At 65.3% G+C, this 3521-nt stretch carries 4 protein-coding genes; 1 reads left to right on the top strand and 3 read right to left on the bottom strand.

The window, feature by feature from the left end; genetic code table 11:
* On the top strand, positions 1-180 hold a 180-nt coding region (locus FV226_RS28405), incomplete at its 5' end, for a hypothetical protein (protein ID WP_210246557.1).
* Between the two features lie 56 nt (positions 181-236).
* Here the strand turns inward: FV226_RS28405 and FV226_RS26995 are convergent.
* Genes FV226_RS26995 through FV226_RS26985 form a run of 3 tightly spaced genes read right to left on the bottom strand, consistent with a single transcriptional unit; the run spans position 237 to position 3153 of the window.
* On the bottom strand, positions 237-542 hold the full coding sequence (locus FV226_RS26995; RefSeq protein ID WP_147765338.1) for a hypothetical protein: 306 nt from the start codon (positions 540-542) through the stop codon (positions 237-239).
* Complete coding sequence (locus tag FV226_RS26990) at positions 539-2662, bottom strand: hypothetical protein (protein WP_147765337.1); 2124 nt, start codon at positions 2660-2662, stop codon at positions 539-541. The genes FV226_RS26995 and FV226_RS26990 overlap by 4 nt, the downstream gene beginning before the upstream one ends.
* Complete coding sequence (locus FV226_RS26985) at positions 2659-3153, bottom strand: hypothetical protein (RefSeq protein ID WP_147765336.1); 495 nt, start codon at positions 3151-3153, stop codon at positions 2659-2661. Before FV226_RS26985 ends, FV226_RS26990 begins: the two co-directional genes overlap by 4 nt.
* Between the last annotated feature and the right edge of the window lie 368 nt (positions 3154-3521).

Genomic DNA, 3521 nt, shown 5'->3' with positions numbered 1-3521 from the left:
CGGGATCGCGACGATGTTCGGGTGCCCGCTAAGACCGTTATGACGCTGCGAGCCCGGCTCGATGCGGTATCCCGCCTGACCCCGCCGCGGATTCGGTGCCGCCTGGATGAGGTCATCGCGGCGATCGACCGGGACACGCGGATCGCCGATCTGCTCGGGTATCGACGGATTGGCCGGTAGGTGTTGGGCTGCCGATTAGATGCGGCCCGGAGGATCACCCCAGGCCGCCATCAGGATCAGAGAATGAGGGTCCGGAACACCACAGCATGGGCCTCGTCATGGAAAGGAAGGATGACGTGGGCATCGCCTTCCGGACTGATGCTCCACCGCGGCTCGTCCAAGGCGAAGCCATGGTCGAGGGCGTCGTAGACCCAATCCCTCACCCGCATCTTCACCGCGATCGGTACGAAGTCCGTATGATCGAGTCCGGCCGGGTCCTCACCAGCAGCGACCATGTGGTCCAACAGTCGGGAGGCTCGCTCGCGGACTTCTGCCTCAGGGATGACGCGCTCGAACTCGTAGAGGGCGTGGGTCATGCTCATCGTGCGGCCCTCCCGAGGGTACCGCGTCGGCGCAGGCTCGTGAGGATGCCCTTGATCTCGCTCCGGCGCTCGCGGGTCGAGTGCGCGTATCCCGCCTCGTCGTAGAGCTTCGAGCGGATGTCTGCCTCGTCGAGGCCAGCCCGTTGCAGCGCCGCTGCCAGGGTGAAGAAGCCCGCGTGGCCGGTGCCCGGTATGGGAGCGGTCTCACGCCATCTCTCGATGGCCGCGCTGATCCGAGCCTCCCGCCAACCAACCGAGGTCTGAGCCGCCTGGGCCTTCAACGCGTCGCGCATGGCTTGCAGCTTCGTGCATACCGCCGTCGTCGTGAGCATTGGCTTCGCTGCCGTTGGGCTCGGCGCCACCAGGGCCGGAACCACAGCCGCCACGGGCTCAGGATCGGGCCTCAGGCTGAGGATGCACGTCTCGACCCACTGATGCAGATCGAGCGGCCCACGCTTGGGGTCACCGTCGCCGTAGTCGATGAAGAACGCGTCCCTTGGGTCCTTGGGCTGGCAAGGCAGGTAGAACAGCGAAGCCGCGTTGAACTTCGACTCGTCGAAGCCGTGGCAGCGGCGGTCCTTGATGCCGGGTCGCTTCGCCAACTGCCGCGTGCCCCAGAACCCCGCCCGGTTCAGCACCCGCTCGATCTGCCCCATGATCAAGGCATGCACGTCCATGCTCATCGCGCAGGTCGTCGGGATGAAGGCGCGCCAGCGTGGCAGGGCCGCCGTGGACGAAGCCGTGTTCCAGACCACGATCCGCAGGTATGGGAACAGGTCGGCGAAGGCGGCATGGGTCAGGTCGCCGCCGTCGTTGTCCAGCCAGATGCCACGCAGATGCGTGACGTTGCCGAGGCCACGCCCGGTCTCGGTCGTCTTGTCTGGATCGAAGTGAGCGGGCGAGAACACGCCCGCATCCTCCTTGGCGACTACGCGCTCATGCAGGGCCAGGAGGCCCGCCACGAAGGCGTCGTCGTCCTCGTAGTCCACGTGGTCGAGCGGAACCGGGTCGTAGATTGAGCCGAAGGCCGTGCCGCACGTCAAAGGCGGCGGCGAGGCCGTGACGGAATCCCCTTCTCTTAAGGAGATATCGTCACGCGCGAACTCGCGCATCTCGGCCCGGACCTCTTGGTCGAGGAAGGGGTAGCGCCCCGTCACCAACGAGGTGGCGTTGATCAGGTCGAGTTGGGCGAGCAGCTTGTGCTTCTCGCCGTCCCGATGCGCCTGTGCCTTGGCTGCGTCGCTGGCGTGCTGGCGCGGCCGTCCAGCTTTGCCCTTGCGAGGAACCACACCCATGCCGGGCAACGGCTCGACCGTCGCGCCGGGGAACAGATCGGCCAGCCATTCCGCCGTATCCCGATCCATCACCACGACGCGCTTGGGCGTCGCGTCGGCCGGGTTCCGGATCGAGCCGCGCATAACCGCCTGATACACAGCCGTGCGGTAGTGAGCCGTCCGCATCTCCTCGCCGCTGATGCCACGCCCTTCCATGAAGCTGAAGTGGGCAGGCGGCGGGTTGAGCGCTGAGAGCACCACCACGTTGTGGACCCCCTGATACGAGTTCAGACCGTGCGGAGTGTTCGGCAGTCGATCCGCTCCACCCTGGGCGAAGAAGTCGTTGCCCAGATCGGTGTTGCCCATCCAGATGAAGGGCTCCGTGCCGACCAGTGATCCCACCGCCTGCCGGACGCGATCGAGCACCGTGGCGTCCTCGCCCTCGATCCGCTTATCTCGGTAGCGCTTCGACCATGCCTCCTCAGCCGCATAGTGGATCGTGATGCGATCCCCATGCTCATGCTTCAGGTAGCGCAGGTCCTTGGTGAGACGGTCTCCGACCGGCTTCAGGGTGACGCCCTGAGCCGTGAAGACGCGGTAGAGCATCGTGTCCGTCATGCAGGCCGAGGCGATCACTACCTGCTTGAAGCCCTTGAAGGCCGAGGGCTTGAGCAGCGAGTAGGTGCCCACCGAGCACCCCTCCTTCTCGCCCCGGATCAGGCGCTCGTATCCAGCCTGATCCGCATAGACCTCCCAATGGTCGGAGGTGATCCGGTTTGCGAGTGGCCCAAGCACGCTGAGCAGGTCGTCGCCATGTTTGTTGCGGGCGATCTTGGAGGCGCTCATCGAGCATCCTCCTGAGCCGCGATGGCATCCTCGGAAGTGACGAGACGGCCGTAAGACGCTCCACCCGGCATAAGGGCGAGGAACGGCGTGATCAGGTGATGCGTCTCGGGCAGACGCAGTTCTTGGAAGCAGTCCACCTGCGGGACCTCATCCACGATGAGGGTCCAGTCGGCCTTCCGCTCGATGTAGGGGAGCAGCAGGAAGGCGGCGTGCGTGATGAACAGCACCTCGCCAGAGCCTGGAGGGGCCTTCTGGAAGTGAGCAACGATGTCCGCGATGACGGACTTCGAGACGTGGCTGTCCCCATGGATGGCCCGCACCGGGTAGGCCGGATCGAGGGGCCGGAGTTCGTCGGCGATGGTCTTGGTGATGAGGTGCTTGGTCGGTTGGACGAAAAGCACCTTGTGGCTGATGCCAGCGAGGTAGTGGCTGTATCGGGCAAGCGCACGCGTCTTACCCGACCCCGCGAGGGCGTCGAGGATATGGATCATGATGAAAACCGCTTCTAAAATGCGGGATTGAAAAGGGTCGAAGCGAACGGCACCGCGCGGGATCGAACGGATCGCGGATCATCAGCGCCATGCCCAAGCGGCAATTGCCTGAGCGTTCGGAGGCGATGAGGAAGGCGACCCACCGTGCGGGCCGGGGCACCAACGTGTCCCAAGAACGGGTATCGCAAACCCGCCGGATCTCCGTCCATATTTAAATATGCCCGGCTCCTCTCCGGCCCGACGCCCGCGTGGCAGGGCCAGCGCCGCTTGACGGGCAGACCCACGGTGTTACCCGTCAGCCCTGGGATCGAGAGCGCTGACGGCGTAGGGAAAATGATGAGCGTCGGCTCATCCCGCTCCCTCCGCCA

This window comes from Methylobacterium sp. WL12 (assembly GCF_008039475.1).
Lineage (GTDB): Bacteria > Pseudomonadota > Alphaproteobacteria > Rhizobiales > Beijerinckiaceae > Methylobacterium > Methylobacterium cerastii.
This window is presented reverse-complemented; position numbering and strand designations above follow the sequence as displayed.

Excerpts from the sequence above, each read along its gene's own strand:
- FV226_RS26990 (WP_147765337.1), bottom strand. The coding sequence starts at position 2,662 with ATGAGCGCCTCCAAGATCGCCCGCAACAAACATGGCGACGACCTGCTC.
- FV226_RS26995 (WP_147765338.1), bottom strand. The coding sequence starts at position 542 with ATGAGCATGACCCACGCCCTCTACGAGTTCGAGCGCGTCATCCCTGAG.
- FV226_RS26985 (WP_147765336.1), bottom strand. The coding sequence starts at position 3,153 with ATGATCCATATCCTCGACGCCCTCGCGGGGTCGGGTAAGACGCGTGCG.